The organism is Bradyrhizobium sp. Kon58 (genome assembly GCF_055807455.1).
On sequence record NZ_JBVVOT010000003.1, the window covers coordinates 45,962 to 60,972 of the forward strand.

15 protein-coding genes are annotated in these 15,011 nt (G+C 64.0%); 12 read left to right on the forward strand and 3 right to left on the reverse strand.

Annotated elements, in window-relative coordinates:
* Together AC0L20_RS06580 and AC0L20_RS06585 are read left to right on the forward strand one after the other, a co-directional pair.
* On the forward strand, positions 1-414 hold the full coding sequence (locus AC0L20_RS06580) for a Rieske (2Fe-2S) protein (protein ID WP_473287893.1): 414 nt from the start codon (positions 1-3) through the stop codon (positions 412-414).
* Positions 415-485: 71 nt separating this feature from the next.
* Entirely contained in the window at positions 486-692 is a 207-nt protein-coding gene (locus AC0L20_RS06585) for a hypothetical protein (protein ID WP_007615092.1), read from the forward strand.
* A 38-nt stretch (positions 693-730) separates the two neighbouring features.
* On the opposite strand, the gene AC0L20_RS06590 is transcribed toward AC0L20_RS06585, so the two are convergent.
* A complete protein-coding gene (locus tag AC0L20_RS06590) occupies positions 731-1,576 on the reverse strand; it encodes an SDR family NAD(P)-dependent oxidoreductase (protein ID WP_473287894.1) in 846 nt (281 codons plus the stop codon).
* 194 nt (positions 1,577-1,770) lie between these two features.
* On the opposite strand from AC0L20_RS06590, the gene AC0L20_RS06595 reads away from it, so the two are divergent.
* From AC0L20_RS06595 to AC0L20_RS06610, 4 genes are all read left to right on the forward strand, one after another.
* On the forward strand, positions 1,771-3,267 hold the full coding sequence (locus tag AC0L20_RS06595) for an aldehyde dehydrogenase family protein (RefSeq protein ID WP_456767647.1): 1,497 nt from the start codon (positions 1,771-1,773) through the stop codon (positions 3,265-3,267).
* A 120-nt stretch (positions 3,268-3,387) separates the two neighbouring features.
* On the forward strand, positions 3,388-4,515 hold the full coding sequence (locus tag AC0L20_RS06600; RefSeq protein WP_473287895.1) for an alkene reductase: 1,128 nt from the start codon (positions 3,388-3,390) through the stop codon (positions 4,513-4,515).
* A 156-nt stretch (positions 4,516-4,671) separates the two neighbouring features.
* Positions 4,672-5,175 (forward strand): GFA family protein, encoded by a 504-nt coding sequence (locus AC0L20_RS06605; RefSeq protein ID WP_247357886.1) that lies wholly within the window; start codon positions 4,672-4,674, stop codon positions 5,173-5,175.
* A gap of 108 nt (positions 5,176-5,283) precedes the next feature.
* Positions 5,284-6,945 carry a thiamine pyrophosphate-binding protein gene (locus AC0L20_RS06610; protein ID WP_473287896.1) on the forward strand — a complete coding sequence of 554 codons (1,662 nt, stop codon included), beginning with the start codon at positions 5,284-5,286 and terminating at the stop codon, positions 6,943-6,945.
* 144 nt (positions 6,946-7,089) lie between these two features.
* Here the strand turns inward: AC0L20_RS06610 and AC0L20_RS06615 are convergent, their stop codons facing one another.
* Positions 7,090-8,469: an LLM class flavin-dependent oxidoreductase gene (locus AC0L20_RS06615; RefSeq protein ID WP_473287897.1), complete on the reverse strand. Its 1,380-nt coding sequence runs from the start codon at positions 8,467-8,469 to the stop codon at positions 7,090-7,092.
* 241 nt (positions 8,470-8,710) lie between these two features.
* Here AC0L20_RS06615 and AC0L20_RS06620 point away from each other — a divergent pair, with 241 nt between their 5' ends.
* The 6 genes from AC0L20_RS06620 to AC0L20_RS06645 all read left to right on the forward strand — a co-directional run bounded on the left by AC0L20_RS06620 (position 8,711) and on the right by AC0L20_RS06645 (position 14,374).
* The gene (locus tag AC0L20_RS06620) at positions 8,711-10,120 is read left to right on the forward strand and encodes a M20 family metallopeptidase (protein WP_473287898.1); all 1,410 of its coding nucleotides are present in this window, start codon (positions 8,711-8,713) and stop codon (positions 10,118-10,120) included.
* Between the two features lie 99 nt (positions 10,121-10,219).
* Entirely contained in the window at positions 10,220-11,131 is a 912-nt protein-coding gene (locus AC0L20_RS06625; RefSeq protein ID WP_027565488.1) for an amino acid ABC transporter substrate-binding protein, read from the forward strand.
* Between the two features lie 115 nt (positions 11,132-11,246).
* Positions 11,247-11,978: an amino acid ABC transporter permease gene (locus AC0L20_RS06630; RefSeq protein WP_027565487.1), complete on the forward strand. Its 732-nt coding sequence runs from the start codon at positions 11,247-11,249 to the stop codon at positions 11,976-11,978.
* Positions 11,979-11,982: 4 nt separating this feature from the next.
* On the forward strand, positions 11,983-12,675 hold the full coding sequence (locus AC0L20_RS06635) for an amino acid ABC transporter permease (protein ID WP_007597029.1): 693 nt from the start codon (positions 11,983-11,985) through the stop codon (positions 12,673-12,675).
* An 8-nt stretch (positions 12,676-12,683) separates the two neighbouring features.
* Positions 12,684-13,415 (forward strand): amino acid ABC transporter ATP-binding protein, encoded by a 732-nt coding sequence (locus tag AC0L20_RS06640; RefSeq protein WP_007597027.1) that lies wholly within the window; start codon positions 12,684-12,686, stop codon positions 13,413-13,415.
* A gap of 98 nt (positions 13,416-13,513) precedes the next feature.
* Positions 13,514-14,374: a D-amino-acid transaminase gene (locus AC0L20_RS06645; RefSeq protein ID WP_473287899.1), complete on the forward strand. Its 861-nt coding sequence runs from the start codon at positions 13,514-13,516 to the stop codon at positions 14,372-14,374.
* A 157-nt stretch (positions 14,375-14,531) separates the two neighbouring features.
* Here AC0L20_RS06645 and AC0L20_RS06650 read toward each other — a convergent pair whose 3' ends face one another.
* Entirely contained in the window at positions 14,532-14,993 is a 462-nt protein-coding gene (locus tag AC0L20_RS06650; protein WP_007615070.1) for a carboxymuconolactone decarboxylase family protein, read from the reverse strand.
* Between the last annotated feature and the right edge of the window lie 18 nt (positions 14,994-15,011).

Genomic DNA, 15,011 nt, shown 5'->3' on the forward strand with positions numbered 1-15,011 from the left:
ATGGCCCGTCACATCGTCGCGTCCATCTCGGAGATCCCACCCGGCGGCAACAAAGTCGTCGATATCGACGGCCGCGACATTGTCGTGTTCCACGTCAATGGCGAGTTCTTCGCGCTGCTGAACCGCTGCCCGCACGAAGGCGCGCCGCTGGAGAAAGCGGCGTGCGTGGCGCGACTGACCTCGCCCGAGCCCGGCATCTATCAACGCTCGCGCGTCGGCGAGATGCTGCGTTGTCCCTGGCATGGCTGGGAGTTCGACATGCGCAACGGCCAATCCTGGTTCGACCCAAAGCGCGTCAAGATCAGGTCATATCCGGTCGCGGTGGAGCGAGGCGAGGAACTCCAGAAAGGTCCGTATGTCGCCGAGACGTTTCCGGTGCATGTCGAGGACAGCTACGTGATTGTCGAGGTCTGAGCAGCCGTTTCGGATTGTGATTTGGCCGCAGGTGGGATAAGCCTCGCCCGCATTTATGGCGGAGACGAGCTTTGTCGAAACAATCCCTGCGTGAGGAGGCCGAGCGCCTGATCCGCGAATCGATGGAAAAGAAAACCGTCGTCGTCAAGCAGGGTGATACCCGCATCGAGGCCGTCTGCGGTAAATGCGGCGCCCCGAACCGTGTGCAGGCGCCAAAGGGCCAGACCCGCATCAAGTTCGCCTGCAAGAATTGTGGGCATCAGCAAGAGACGCTGTAGGTTTCTTCACCCTATCCACAAGGGGAGAAGGAAAGCGCCTAATCCCCCTTCACAAACTTCGCGAATGCATCCGCATGGTCCGGATGCCAGCGTGACAGCGGCGGGCGGTTTTCCACGATGTCGCCGGCGGCCCACAGCATGCGCTTTTCGTCGAGCGCGCGCGGGACGTCGTTGTCGGGGCACAGGATGTAGAAATCGCCGGCCTCCAGCCGCGCCAGCATGAAATCCGCGGTCTGCTCGGCGGTCCAGGCGCCGGCCGGCTTCTCCGTCCGGCCCTTCGCGGTAAGGTTCGTGAAGACGAAACCGGGGATCAGCAGATGCGCGGTGATGCGGCAACCCGCAGTGTTGCGCAGCTCGTGCTGGAGCGCTTCCGTGAAAGCTTTCACGCCGGCCTTGGAGACGTTGTAGGCGGGATCGCCGGGCGGGGTGGTGATGCCCTGCTTCGAGCCGGTGTTGATGATGAGCCCCGCCCTGCCGCGCGCCATCATGTTGGGCGCGAAGATGCGCGAGCCATTGATGATGCCCCACATGTTGACGCCGATAATGCGCTGCCAGTTGTCGGGTTCGCCGAACAGCGTGCTGCCGGGCTGGATGCCCGCGTTGTTCATGAGGATGTCGGTGCCACCGAAGCGCTCGCGCACGGCGCGCTCCAGTTCCGTCACGCTCTCGGCCTTGCTGACGTCAATCGCGAAGGTCATCACGTGTGTGGCGGACGTCAGGGATGAGAGTCTTGTTGCGGCATCCGCCAGTCCCGCCTGATCCACATCGGCGATACACACCTTCATGCCGTCGCGCGCGAACGCTGCGGCGGCGGCGAATCCGATGCCGGACGCACCGCCGGTGATCACGGCAACATTGTCTTTGACGATGGCGGGGTGGGGCATGGATCGTCTCCGGGGAGGGGCTCGGTCGTGCCATAACATGGCACTCGCGCGACCCTGCACAAGTCGGCATGGGAGGTCTTCGTTCCGCGCCGACTTTACGCCTCTCCTTTACGCCTGTCCGGCATCGCAGTATTCTATCGACCAACGATCCCGCCCAGATCGAACCAATCAATCATTTGACAGGGAGTTCAGCCATGGCTGTGTCGCAGGCTATTCCGATCACGCGCCATCCATTCGCCAACGGGTCCTACAAGCAGATGCTGATCGACGGGAAGTGGGTCGATGCGGCCTCCGGCAAGCGCTTCGAGACCCACAACCCCGCAACCGGCGAACTGCTCGCAACCGTGGCCGAGGGCGACAAGGAAGACATCGACCGTGCGGTCGCTGCCGCCCGCCGCGCCTTCGAAGGTCCCTGGAGCAAGGTCAAGCCGTTCGAGCGGCAGAACCTTCTCCTGAAGCTTGCCGACCTCGTCGAGAAGAATTTCGACGAATTGTCGCAGCTCGACACGCTCGACATGGGCGCGCCGCTCAGCCGTACCCGCGCCTACCGCCTGCGCGCCGTCGGAATGCTGCGCTATTATGCCGGCCAGACCACCGCGATCCATGGCGAGACCATCGAGAACTCGCTGCCCGGCGAAATCTTTTCCTACACGCTGAAGGAGCCGATCGGCGTCGTCGGCGCCATCATTCCCTGGAATGGTCCGCTGACTGCGACGATCTGGAAGATCGGTCCGGCGATCGCGACCGGCTGCACCGTCGTGCTCAAGCCCGCCGAGGAGGCGCCACTGACCTCGCTGCGCATCGCCGAGCTCGCGATGGAGGCGGGCGTTCCGGCCGGCGTCATCAATGTCGTGCCTGGCTTTGGCGAGACTGCGGGCGCGGCGCTTGCCGCGCATCACGACGTCGACAAGGTTGCCTTCACCGGCTCGCATGTCACGGGCCAGTCGATCATCCGAGCCTCGGCCGGCAACCTCAAGCGTGTCTCGCTCGAGCTCGGCGGCAAGTCGCCGGACATCGTGTTCGCGGACGCCGATCTCGATGCCGCCGTGCCGGGCGCTGCGATGGCGGTGTTTGCCAATTCGGGGCAAATCTGCAGCGCCGGCACCCGGCTGTTCGTCGAGCAGTCGATCTACGAGGAGTTCGTCGGCCGCGTTGCCGAGTTCGGCAAGAAGCTGCAGGTCGGCAACGGCCTCGATCCCAACACCCAGATCGGACCGCTGGTGTCGGAGCAGCAGCTCGAGCGCGTCACGAGCTATCTCGATATCGGCCAGAAGGAAGGCGCCAAGGCGCTCGCCGGCGGTGGCCGCGTCACCGAAGGCGCGCTCGCAAAAGGCTTCTTCGTGTCGCCGACGGTGTTCGCGGGCGTCCAGGACAACATGCGCATCGCGCAGGAGGAGATCTTTGGTCCCGTCATCTCCGCGATCGCGTTCAAGGACATGGACGAGCTGGTCAAGCGCGCCAACGCCACCACGTTCGGCCTCGGTTCAGGGCTGTGGACGCGCGACGTCAGCAAGGCGCACGCGGTTGCGAAGCGCCTCCGTGCCGGCTCGGTGTGGGTGAACTGCTACCAGGCGATGGACCCGGCCGTGCCCTTCGGCGGCTACAAGATGAGCGGCTACGGCCGCGAATCCGGCAAGCAGCACGTCGAGGAATATCTCAACGTGAAGGCCGTCTGGATCAAGACGGCGTAACACTGGTCTTTCCCGCGTTCCGCGGGAGGGAATATCTGGTTTTACAGGGGCGGCGCCTTTCCCGGTGGCCGCCCCCTCGCTATATGATGCGCATCCTTCCTTAGCCATTCTGGGGCCGGCATGAAATTCGAGGCGTTGTTTCAACCGTTGCAGATCGGTCCGTACAAGCTGGCGCACCGCGTCGCGATGGCGCCGTTGACGCGCATGCGGGCCGAGCGCGAGAGCTTTTCGCCGCGGCCGCTCAATGCCGAATATTACGGTCAACGCGCCACCCAAGGCGGCCTGCTCATTGCCGAGGCCTCGCCTGTGCTCTCGCATGGTCGCGGTAATCCGGCGACGCCCGGCATCTATTCGGAAACGCAGATCGCGGGCTGGCGCAAGGTTGTCGACGCCGTGCACGCCAAGGGCGGCATCATCTTTCTCCAGCTCTGGCATGTCGGCCGCGTCTCGCATTCTTCCTTCCACGGCGGGGAGCTGCCGGTCTCGGCCTCGGCGATCCCGATCAAGGCCGAAGGCATGAAGGCGATGACCGCGGACGGCAAGATCTCCGACTACGAGACGCCGCGCGCGCTGGAGACGGACGAGGTCAAGGGCATCGTCGAGGCCTTCAGGCAGGGCGCGAAGAATGCGCTGGCCGCGGGCTTCGACGGCGTCGAGATCCACGGCGCCAACGGCTATCTGCTCGAGCAATTCCTGCAATCACGCAGCAACCAGCGCACCGATCAATATGGCGGCTCGATCGCGAACCGCGCGGGGCTTCTGCTCGAAGTGACCCAGGCCGCGATCGACGTCTGGGGCGCGGGCCGGGTCGGCGTGCGGCTGTCGCCCCACGGCATTGCCAATGATTCCGGCGAGCCCGATCCGATGCCGCTCTATACGCATGTGGTCAAGGCGCTCGACGAGCTCGGTCTTGCTTATTTGCATTTCATCGAACCGCGCTCCAGCGGCTCGGGGCGCGCCGAAGTCAACTGGCAGAACGTGCCGTCGGCAATGCTGCTGTTCCGCCCGCTCTACAGCGGCGTGCTGATGACGGCAGGCGGGTTTACGGGCGAGACGGCGAACGCCGCCATCGCAGAGGGACACGCCGACCTCATCGCCTTCGGCCGCATCTTCATCTCCAACCCCGATCTGCCGCGCCGCCTGCAGCACGACTACCCTCTCACGCCGTATAACCGTGCGACGTTCTACGGCGGAGAGGAGAAGGGCTATACGGACTATCCGGTGTATGACGAGCTGACGCCGGTCTGACACTGCTGTAGCCCGGATGAGCGAAGCGATATCCGGGGTCTTCACCTAAGCTCTGGTCTTCCCGGACGTCGCTTCGCTCATCCGGGCTGCGGAGTTATTGTGTTGCCCCGACGGACACCACGAATTCCGTCATTGCGAGCGATGAGGGAAGCACCCATGGCCAAAGCCGCAGCCGCCGCAGGAGTTGCCACCGGCCAATGCCTCTGCGGCAAGGTCACCTTCGAGATCGACGTCCCCGCACGCTGGGCCTGGCACGATCACTCCGCCGCCAGCCGTCGCGCCCACGGCGCCGCCTATGCGACCTATGTCGGAAGCTGGAAGAAACGGTTTCGCATCACCGCAGGCAAGACGGCGCTGACCCGCTACGAGGACAAGGCAACGAAGACCGCGCGCAGCTTCTGCGCGCATTGCGGCACGCCGATCGCATATGAGCGCCCGCGCGGGCCGCACATGGTCAACATCCCCCGTGCGCTGTTCAAAGAGCGCACCGGCCGCCAGCCGCTCTATCACATTGCGATCGAGGAGCTGCAGGAATGGACCTATACCGGCGAGCCGCTGGTACCGTTGAAGGGCTTTCCCGGTGTGGTCTGGCAGCGCTCGAAAAAGAAGAAGCGGGCGGGCGGCGAGGATCCGTTCGAGCTGGGGCGCGAGGAGATGTAGCGTGCTGGGCCCACGCAACGCAGCCATGACCGCGCTTCCTTGCGCGCCTCCCGCGATTTCGGCCATCATGCTTCCTGCCTTGCGGCAACGTCCGCCTCTGGAGGAAACATGAAGAACAAGATCACCGGCCGCTCCGCCTTTCTCGCGCTGCTCAAGGACGAGGGCATCACGCATCTGTTCGGCAATCCCGGCACCACCGAGCTGCCGATCATGCATGCGCTGAAGGACCATCCTGATCTCACCTATGTGATGGCGATGCAGGAGAGCCTGGTGGTGGCGATCGCGGATGGCTATAGCCGCGCCTCCGGAAAGCTCGTCGCCTGCAACGTCCATGTCGCGCCCGGCCTCGGCAACGCGATGGGCTCGCTCTACAACGCCCAGTTCACGGGCACGCCGATGATCCTGACCGCGGGCCAGCAGGAGCAGGGCCACGGCCTGATGGAGCCGGTGCTCTACGGCCCGCTGGTGCGCATGGCGGAGCCGCTGGTGAAATGGGCGGTCGAGGTGACGCGGCTCGAGGATCTGCCGCGCATCGTGCGCCGCGCCGCCAAAGTCGCGACCACGCCGCCGACCGGGCCGGTGTTCATTTCGTTGCCCGGCGACATCCTCAACAGCGAGGCCGGGATCGATCTCGGCCGCTCCACCCGCATCGACGCTCGTACAAGGCCATCGGATGAGGCACTCAAGGCGTTCGCCGCGCGGCTGCTGAGGGCCGAGCGTCCCGTGATCGTCACCATGGACGAGGTGGTGAAGAGCGACGCGCTGAAGGAGGCCGCCGAACTCGCCGAGCTTTTGGGCGCGGCCGCATACCAATCGTCGACGCCCTATGGCTCGCACTTCCTCTCCGAGAGCCCGAGCTTCGTCGGCACGTTGGCTCGTGTCCAGAAAGTCGCGCGCGACACGCTTGCGCCATACGACCTCTTGATCGCGCTCGGCGGTGATCCGTTGCGGATGTCGGTCTACAGCGAGGTCGATGCGCTGCCGGAGGGCCTTGGCATCGTGCAGATCGGCCTCGGCGATTGGGAGATCGCCAAGAACTACGGCGCCGAGATCGCGCTGAAGGCGGATCTGAAGGAAACGCTGCGCGCGTTGATCCCGGCGTTGAAGGAGATGGGCAGCGCGGCCCTGGCGCATCGCGCGAGGCAACGTCTCGCCGAGCTCGCGCCGAAGAACTGGACCGCGCGGCGCACCGCGCTGGTCGAGCAGATCGGCAAAGCCGCGGACCGCAGCCCCATCGATCCGGACTGGCTGGTGCTGCAAATGGTCGAGGCCATGCCCGCCAATGCCATCCTCGTCGACGAAGGCCTCACCTCGAGCCGCCAGATCACGGCGCTGCGTGCGCACCGCGACCGCTTCGGCTATCACGGCATTGCCTCCGGCGGCATCGGCTGGGGCCTGCCGGCTTCCGTCGGCGCCAGCATCGCCAATCCCGATCGCCCGGTGGTCTGCTTCTCCGGCGACGGCAGCGCGATGTATTCGATCCAGTCGCTGTGGACGGCGGCGCATCACAAGCTGCCGCTCAATGTGGTCATTGCCAACAATGGCGGCTACCGCATCATCAAGCAGCGTCTGCTCGCCTTCCATGGCGACGACAATTACGTCGGCATGGATTTTGTCGATCCGCCGGTGGATTTCGCGGGCGTGGCGAAGGCGTTGGGATGCGAGGCGATCAAGGTCAGCGATCCCCGCGAGCTGAAGGCGACGCTGGCGTCGGCATTTGGCCGGCCCGGAACCAAGCTGATTGAGGTGATGGTGGACGGGAAGGTGTAGCCCTGCTGTCGTCCCGGCGAAGGCCGGGACCCATACCGCGTGATCTATCGGTCGCGCGTGCTACTAGTCCCCAACGACCAGTGTTCGCCAAACCGCTCCCTGGGGTTATGGGTCCCGGCCTCCGCCGGGACGACTGCGGTGACGCTACCCCTTCCTCCCCACCCTGAATCCCGCCGCCGGATGCGGCGCACCCAGCCTTGCACGCCCGTCACCGAACAGCTTCTCCCGCAGCGTGCCCTTTGCATATTCCGCCTTGTACCGCCCACGCCGCGTCAGCTCCGGCACCAGCATGTCGGCGATGTCCTCGAAATCACCGGGCGAGATCGCGAAGGCGACGTTGAGGCCGTCGACATCGGTCGCCTCGAACCACGCCTCGATCTTGTCCGCGACCATCTCCGGCGTGCCGACCACGACGGGACCGGCGCCGCCGACGCCGACATGCTCGATGACGTCGCGCACGGTCCAGACGCGATCGGGATCGGCCCGGGTGACGTTATCGAGTGCGCTGCGGCCTGCATCGTTCTGAACATGGCGCACCTGCTGATCGAGCTCGTAGCCGGAGAAGTCGATTCCGGTCCATCCCGACATCAGCGCCAGCGCGCCCTCCGGGCCGATGTGGCGGCGATAGTCGGCATATTTTTCGTTCGCCTCGGCCTCCGTCCGCCCGAGGATGATCGTCATCATCGAGAACATCAGGATTTCCGCCGGATTGCGCCCGAACGCGGCGGCCTCCTGACGGATCGCCGATACGCGCGGCGCGATCACCTTGGCCGACGGCCCCGACATGAACACGCATTCGGCATGCCGTGCCGCGAACTGCCGTCCGCGCGGTGAGGTGCCGGCCTGATACAGCACGGGCGTCCGCTGCGGCGACGGTTCGCTCAGGTGGATGGTGTTGTTGATGCGGTAGTTCGCGCCCTGGTGGTTGACGCGATGGACCTTTGTGGGGTCGGTGAAGATGCCGCGCGTGCGGTCGCGCAGCACGGCGTCGTCCTCCCAGCTCCCTTCCCAGAGTTTGTAGACGACCTCCATATATTCGTCCGCGATCTCGTAGCGGTCGTCGTGCCCGATCTGCTTGTCCTTGCCGGCGCCGCGCGCGGCGCTGTCGAGATAGCCGGTGACGACGTTCCAGCCGATTCGTCCCTCGGTGAGATGATCGAGCGTCGACATCCGCCGCGCGAACGGATAGGGCGGCTCGAAGGAGAGATTGCTGGTGACGCCGAAGCCGAGATTCTGCGTCACCGCGGCCATTGCCGACAGCAGCAGCAACGGATCGTTCGAGGGCGACTGGGCAGCATTGCGCAAGGCTGCGTCAGGACTGTTGCCGTAGACGTCATAGACGCCGAGCACGTCGGCCAGGAACAGGCCGTCGAAACGGCCGCGCTCCAGTGTTTTGGCAAGATCGATCCAGTAGGGCAGGCGGTTATATTCGGCAGTGCGGTCGCGCGGATGGGTCCACAAGCCCGGTGATTGGTGCGCGACGCAATTCATCGCAAATGCATTGAGCCTGATCTGCTTGGCCATGATGGTCCCCCGGCGCCCTGTACCGGGCGCTCTTCGAATGATAGAGCTGCGCCCGAACTTGGCGAAGTTCTTGCATATAGCGCGACGTTGGCAAGGCCAAAATCAGCGGCGCTGCCGCGCTTGGCAAGCCAATCTCAAGAGAGCAAGAACGAAATCCCAAGACTATCGAAGTCCCCGCCACTTTCGGAGGCCTGCCCGCATCGGGTATGCTCCTTCGTCTCGCAACCTAAAAAAGAAAATAATGACCAGAGCCGATGCCATCGCCCGCGCCCGTGACGATTTCAAATCCGGCGCGTTCCTCGCCGAACTCGACCGCCGCGTCGCCTACCGGACCGAGAGCCAGAATCCGAACCGGAGCGTCGAGCTGCGCGCCTATCTGGAACAAGAGATGGTGCCCGCTTTCGCCGCGCTCGATTTCGAAAGCCGGATGGTCGAATCTCCCAGCGGCAAGGCGCCGTTCCTGTTCGCCGAACACCACGAGAACGAGACTGCGCCGACCGTGCTGATCTACGGTCATGGCGACGTCGTCGACGGCATGGAAGGCGAGTGGCGCGATGGCCGCGATCCCTGGCGCACCACGGTTTCGGGCACGCGTCTCTACGGCCGCGGCACCGCCGACAACAAGGGCCAGCACAGCATCAACATGGCCGCACTCCGCGCGGTGCGTGGGGCCCGCGGCGGCAAGCTCGGCTTCAACGCCAAGTTCATCGTCGAGATGGGCGAGGAGATCGGTTCGCCGGATCTCGGCAAGGTCTGCGATCTCAATCGCGATGCGCTCAAGGCCGATCTGTTCATGGCCTCCGACGGGCCGCGCCTGTCCGCCGACCGTCCCACCCTGTTCCTCGGCTGCCGTGGCGGCATCCGGATTCATCTCGATGTGAACCTCCGCGACGGCGGCCATCACTCCGGCAATTGGGGCGGCGTGCTCGCCAATCCCGCGACCATTCTGGTCAACGCGATCTCGACGCTGGTCGACGGCCACGGCCGTCTTCAGCTGGATGCGCTGAAGCCGCCCCGGCTCACCAACCAGATCCGCAGTTATCTTGCCGACGTGCAGGTGGTGCCGACCGAGGACGAGCCGGCGTTGGCCGAGGACTGGGGCGAGGAGGGTCTTTCGGCGGCCGAGCGGCTCTATGCCTGGAACACGCTCGAAGTGCTGGCGATGTCGTCGGGCAATATCGAGAAGCCGGCCAACGCCATTCCCGGCCACGCCAACGCCGTGCTGCAACTGCGCTTCGTGGTCGGCACCAGGATCGATGGGCTGATCGAGGCGATCCGCGCGCATCTGGCGCAGAAGGGCTTTCCGATGGTCGAGGTGCGGGCGGCGCAGAGCTTTGCCGCCTCGCGCACGGATTTCGACAGCCCCTGGATCACATGGGCGGCGGATTCGGTGCGCCAGACCACCGGCAAGGTCCCGGCGGTGCTGCCCAATTTCGGCGGCTCGTTGCCCAACGACGTGTTCTCCGAGATCCTGGGCCTGCCGACGATCTGGGTGCCGCACTCCTATCCCGGCTGCTCCCAGCATGCGCCCAATGAGCACATCCTGCTGCCATTGACCGAAGAGGCCTTGACGGTGATGGCCGGCCTGTTCTGGGATCTCGGGGAATTGCCAAGCCCGCTAACAAGCCCGCTAACGCGCCCGCCGGCCTGAGCCGTTAACCGGAGCCGCGATCCAGCCAAAAGTCACATTCTATTCCAACCCAATTTGTGCTTGCATCCCGCCGGCATCATCCTGAAAGGGGACCCAAAAGTGAAACATTTCCGTAGCATCGGCCTCGCGCTCGCCGCGACCTTCGCTGTCAGCCAGGCCGGGGCCGAGGAGCTGACCGGCACGCTGAAGAACATCAAGGACACCGGCGCCATCACGCTCGGCTTCCGCGACTCCTCAATCCCGTTCTCCTATCTCGACGACAATCAGAAGCCCATCGGGTTCGCGATGGACATCTGCTACAAGATCGTCGACGCCGTGAAGAAGGAGCTCAAGCTCGACAAGCTCGAGGTCAAGCTCAACCCGGTGACCTCGGCGACGCGTATTCCGCTGATGGCGAACGGCACCATCGACCTCGAATGCGGCTCGACCACCAACAATGCCGAGCGCCAGAAGCAGGTCGCCTTCACCAATACCCATTACCTGACCGCCAGCCGCTACGTCTTCAAGAAGTCAAGCGGCCTGAAGTCGATCGACGATCTCAAGGGTAAGACCGTGGTCTCGACCGCCGGCACCACCAACATCAAGCAGCTCACCGAAGCCAATGTTGCGAAAAGCCTCGGCGCCAACATCATCCCGGCCAAGGACCACGCCGAATCCTTCCTGATGGTCGAGACCGACCGCGCCGTCGCCTTCGTGATGGACGACATCCTGCTCGCGAGCCTCGTTGCCGGCTCGAAGTCGCCCGACGACTACGTCATCTCAAAGGACGCGTTCTCCAAGCCTGAGCCCTACGGCATCATGCTGCGCAAGGACGACGCCGCGTTCAAGAAGGTGGTCGATGCGGCGACCGCAGCGCTTTATACTTCCGGGGAAGGCCAGAAGATCTACGAGAAGTGGTTCACCCAGAAGATCCCGCCGAAGGGTCTGAACCTCAACACCCCGATCTCGGCCGAGCTGAAGAACGAGTTCGCCAAGCCTACCGACTCGCCGAACCCGGACGATTATAAGTAAGCTATAACCGCGATCTTTCGATCCGGATCGTGTCCGGCCATCTTGACTCCAAGGTGGCCGGACATTTGCATAGGCGCCGGGACATCCATGACTGGCGCGTTCGCGCGGGGGACACGTGAACTACCACTGGAACTGGGGAATTTTCTTCGAGCCGAACCCGATGGGGACCGGCACCTATCTCGACATGCTGTTGTCGGGCCTGGTGCTGACCCTCAAGACGGGTGCGCTCGCATGGATCATCGCGCTGATCATGGGCTCGATCGTCGGCGTGATGCGCACGCTGCCGTCGAAGGGAGCGTACTGGTTCGGCTTTGCTTATGTCGAATTCTTCCGCAACATGCCGCTGCTGGTGCAGCTCTTCCTGTGGTTCTTCGTGCTGCCGGAACTGCTGCCGAAATCTGCCGGCCTCTGGCTGAAGCAGCTGCCGAATGCGCCGTTCTGGACGGCGGCGATAGGCATCGGGTTCTTCATGTCGGCGCGCGTCGCCGTGCAGTTACAGGCCGGCATCGGATCGCTCCCGCGCGGGCAGAAGATGGCGGCGACGGCGCTCGGCCTGACGACCTTGCAGGCTTATCGCTACATCTTGCTGCCGATGGCTTTTCGCATCATCCTGCCGCCGCTGACGTCCGAGTTCCTCAACACCATCAAGAACACGGCTGTGGCCATCACCATCGGCTTGCTCGAGTTGACCGGACAGGCGCGCTCGATGCAGGAATTCTCGTTCCAGGTGTTCGAGGCCTTCACCGCCGCGACCCTTCTCTATCTCCTCGTCAACGCCGTCGTCGTGACCGCAATGCGCTTCCTCGAGCGCTACGTCGCGATCCCCGGCTACATCACGGGGAAATAGCACCATGTTCAGCAATTTCGATTTCGAGGTCATCCGTCGCGCACTGCCCTATCTGTTTTACGAGGGCATGACGTTCACGCTGATGCTCACGGGGCTTGCGGCGCTCGGCGGCCTGATCTTCGGCACGGCCATCGCGCTGATGCGGCTGTCGGGCTTCAAGATCCTGGGCCGCATCGCCGGGGTCTATGTCGACTTCATGCGATCGCTGCCGCTGGTGCTGGTGATCTTCTGGTTCTACTTCCTGGTGCCCTATATCGGGCAGTGGGTGACCGGCGCGTCGCGCCCGATCAGCGTCGGCGCGTTCGCGTCCTCGCTCATCACCTTCATCATGTTCGAGGCCGCGTACTTTTCCGAAATCATGCGTGCCGGCATCCAGTCGATCTCGCGCGGCCAGCCGGCCGCTGCCAACGCGCTTGGCCTGACTTACGCCCAGACCATGCGCTACGTGGTGCTGCCGCAGGCCTTCCGTAACATGCTGCCGGTCCTGATCACGCAGACCATCGTGCTGTTCCAGGACACCTCCCTGGTCTACGTGCTGTCGATCACCGATTTCCTCGGTGCGGCCAGCAAGGTCGCGCAGCGCGACGGCCGTCTGGTCGAAATGTATCTGTTCGCAGCGATCGTCTACTTCACCATTTCCTGTGTTGCGTCCTTCGGCGTTCGCCGCCTGCAGGCGCGCATCGCCATCATTCGATAGAGTCTGTCATGATCGAGATCAGCCACGTCGACAAATGGTACAGCCCGAGCTTCCAGGTGCTGACCGACTGCACCACCAGCGTCACCAAGGGCGAGGTGGTCGTGGTTTGCGGTCCCTCGGGATCAGGCAAGTCGACGCTGATCAAATGCGTCAACGCGCTGGAGCCATTCCAGAAAGGCGACATCAGCGTCGATGGCACCAAGGTCAACGATCCCAAGACCAATCTGCCCAAGCTGCGCTCGCGTGTCGGCATGGTGTTTCAGCACTTCGAGCTGTTTCCGCATCTGAAGATCATCGATAATCTCTGTCTTGCACAGCAGAAGGTGCTCGATCGGTCGCGCGACAAGGCGATGGCGAAAGGCATGCAGCTGCTGGAGCGCGTCGGCCTGAAGGAGCAGGCGCAAAAGTATCCCGCGAACCTGTCCGGTGGCCAGCAGCAGCGGGTGGCGATCGCTCGCGCGCTTGCAATGGATCCCATTGTCATGTTGTTCGACGAGCCGACCTCGGCCCTCGACCCCGAAATGGTGAGCGAGGTGCTCGACGTCATGGTGGACCTTGCCCATGAGGGCATGACCATGATGGTCGTCACCCACGAGATGGGCTTTGCCCGCAAGGTTGCCAACCGCGTGATCTTCATGGACCGCGGCGAGATCGTCGAGGACGCCCCGAAGGACGATTTCTTCGGCAAGCCCCGTAGCGACCGCGCGCAGAAGTTCTTGTCGAAAATCCTGTCGCACTAGTTCTCGCGTTATTCCGGGATGCGCCGAAGGCGGGTTTCAGGGCCTCGCCAAATCCCGTATAACCGCACCAAATCTCTCTTCCCGCCAGGAGACCTGCCTTGGATCCGATCGCCTATGTCAACGGCTCATTCGTCCCGCTCTCGGACGCCAAAATTTCGGTGCTCGATCGCGGCTTCCTGTTTGCCGACGGCATCTATGAGGTCTCGGCGGTGCTGGACGGCAAGCTGGTCGACAACGCCTCGCATCTGATGCGGCTAGAGCGCTCGGTCGGCGAGATCCAGCTGAAGCTGCCCGAGACGGTCGAGCGCATCACCGAGCTCCAGAAGGAGCTGATCGCGCGCAACAAGGTCGAGAACGGCCTCGTCTATCTCCAGGTCACCCGCGGCGCCGACAAGGGGCGCGACTTCGCCTTCCCCAAGGGCGACGTCAAGTCGAGCCTGGTGATGTTCACGTCGGAGAAGGACATCATCAACGCCGCCTCGGCCAAGACCGGAATCAACGTGATCACCGTGCCCGACATCCGCTGGGAGCGGCGCGACATCAAGAGCGTGGCGCTGCTCGCGCAAGTGCTGGCAAAGCAGGCCGCGGCCGAGGCCGGCGCGGGCGAAGCCTGGATGCTGCAAGACGGCTACATCACCGAAGGCGGTTCGTCCTCGGCGTTCATCCTGACCCAGGACGACGTCATCGTGACCCGCAAGAACTCCAACGCGATCCTGCCGGGCTGCACCCGCAAGGCGGTGGTGGCGCTGGCGGAAGAGCGTCAGCTCCGCCTCGAGGAGCGTTCCTTCACGGTCGCCGAGGCGCTCGCCGCCAAGGAAGCCTTTGCCACCTCAGCCTCGCTGTTCGTCCAGCCGGTGGTTGCGATTGACGGCAAGAAGGTCGGCGACGGCAAGCCCGGCCCGCTTGCCGCGCGGCTGCGCGAGATCTACGTGGAGTTCGCCAAGGCGACGGCGGTTTAAGCCACCCACCGCCGTCATCGCCCGGCTTGACCGGGCGATCCAGTACTCCGTGACGGAAGTGCTGGACTCGACAGGCCGCGGCGTACTGGATGCCCCGGTCAAGCCGGGGCATGACAGTCGAATGTATTGAGGCGGTTTGGCCTCATGCGTCAGCACCTCACGCCACCGACGCTTTCACCTTCACTGGATGAACCGCACGGAACGCGATCGCAATCCTGTTCCAGGCATTGATGGCGCCGATCAGCATGGTCAGGTTCACCGTCTCCGCATCGGAGAATTGCGCTCGGACCTGCTCGTAGACGTCATCCGGTGCGTGCGTCTCGGAGATCAGCGTCACTGATTCGGTCCAGGCCAGCGCCGCGCGCTCGCGGTCGGTATAGAGTGGGGATTCGCGCCAAGCGTTGAGCAGATAGATGCGCTGCTCGGTCTCGCCGCGCTTGCGGGCGTCCTCGGTGTGCATGTTGATGCAGAAGGCGCAGCCGTTGATCTGCGACGCGCGGATCTTGACGAGCTCGATCAGCGATTTCTCCAGGCCGGTCGACTGGATCTGCTCTTCCAGTGCCATCAGCGCCTTCATCGTGTCGGGTGCGGCCTGGTAGAAATTCATGCGGGGTTTCATGGTCGTTCTCCTTGCTTG

Coding starts and splice junctions, on each gene's coding strand:
- AC0L20_RS06620 (WP_473287898.1), top strand. CDS start 8,711: ATGACCAGAGCCGATGCCATCGCCCGCGCCCGTGACGATTTCAAATCC.
- AC0L20_RS06615 (WP_473287897.1), bottom strand. CDS start 8,469: ATGGCCAAGCAGATCAGGCTCAATGCATTTGCGATGAATTGCGTCGCG.
- AC0L20_RS06640 (WP_007597027.1), top strand. CDS start 12,684: ATGATCGAGATCAGCCACGTCGACAAATGGTACAGCCCGAGCTTCCAG.
- AC0L20_RS06650 (WP_007615070.1), bottom strand. CDS start 14,993: ATGAAACCCCGCATGAATTTCTACCAGGCCGCACCCGACACGATGAAG.
- AC0L20_RS06595 (WP_456767647.1), top strand. CDS start 1,771: ATGGCTGTGTCGCAGGCTATTCCGATCACGCGCCATCCATTCGCCAAC.
- AC0L20_RS06580 (WP_473287893.1), top strand. CDS start 1: ATGGCCCGTCACATCGTCGCGTCCATCTCGGAGATCCCACCCGGCGGC.
- AC0L20_RS06605 (WP_247357886.1), top strand. CDS start 4,672: ATGGCCAAAGCCGCAGCCGCCGCAGGAGTTGCCACCGGCCAATGCCTC.
- AC0L20_RS06600 (WP_473287895.1), top strand. CDS start 3,388: ATGAAATTCGAGGCGTTGTTTCAACCGTTGCAGATCGGTCCGTACAAG.
- AC0L20_RS06610 (WP_473287896.1), top strand. CDS start 5,284: ATGAAGAACAAGATCACCGGCCGCTCCGCCTTTCTCGCGCTGCTCAAG.
- AC0L20_RS06590 (WP_473287894.1), bottom strand. CDS start 1,576: ATGCCCCACCCCGCCATCGTCAAAGACAATGTTGCCGTGATCACCGGC.
- AC0L20_RS06635 (WP_007597029.1), top strand. CDS start 11,983: ATGTTCAGCAATTTCGATTTCGAGGTCATCCGTCGCGCACTGCCCTAT.